The following is an 871-nucleotide window of genomic DNA, read 5'->3' as shown; positions in this document are numbered from 1 at the left end:
GCCTTAATAGCGTCCCCCTTGATTACTATATCCTCCCTTCTATTGATTCATTTGAAAATGAATTAAACCTAAAAGAAAATAACAGCCTTCTCTTTGAGATGTATCGATTCGACGATATCAACATATTTTTTAAAATGCTTTCGACCAATAAAAAGGAAGTAGCTTAAATGAAAGATGATCAAATCCACATGATTAAGATATCCGACATAAAAGTAGTCATCCCACGTTCACGAAATAAACTTCGACATTCGGAAATTACTGAAAGTATCGACGCAAGTGGACTGAGAAAGCCAATAACCGTACGTCGAATCGTGGACAAAAAGTATCAATTCGCTTTAATTTGTGGTCAAGGAAGGCTCGAATCATTGACAGCTTTAGGAGAAGAATTAACACCAGCAATCGTACTTGATATAGATGAAAACAAAGCCTACATAATGAGTCTGGTTGAAAATATGGCAAGAGTAGTTCCTCGTGCTGGTGAACAGTTCCAACGTATAAAGGAAATGACAGAGCAAGGATTAACCAATAAAGAAATATCTAACTCGACTGGATTATCATTACACTGGATAACAAGTCTGACAATGCTTATCAGTAAAGGTGAAAATAAATTATTATCCGCTGTAGAATCAGGAAGCATACCTATCTCGCTTGCTGTTGAGATTGCAAGAGTCGATTTTGAAGGTGGTCAGGAATTGTTAATTAAAGCATTTGATAAAGGTCTAATAAAACACAAAGATGTAGGAAAAATACGTGAGATACTTGACTCACGAGATGAAGGCTTGAAAGGATACCTAAATAATAACTTTGGGATAACAAAGAAAAAGAAAAAAATGACTACAGATGAATTAAAAAAAATCTATCAAGATAACAT

Annotated in this window: 1 protein-coding gene; it reads left to right on the top strand. The window is 34.8% G+C overall.

Features of this window, described 5'->3' with window-relative positions; genetic code table 11:
• Window positions 1-167 precede the first annotated feature (167 nt).
• Window positions 168-871 (top strand): ParB N-terminal domain-containing protein (locus tag IM290_RS21485; protein ID WP_193354513.1); only part of this gene is annotated, 704 nt, incomplete at its 3' end.

It is taken from the genome of Enterobacter cloacae complex sp. S1 (assembly GCF_014930525.1).
GTDB lineage: Bacteria > Pseudomonadota > Gammaproteobacteria > Enterobacterales > Enterobacteriaceae > Enterobacter > Enterobacter hormaechei_C.
The sequence above is the reverse complement of the archived record's forward strand: the minus strand, read 5'-3'. Positions and strand labels throughout refer to the sequence as shown.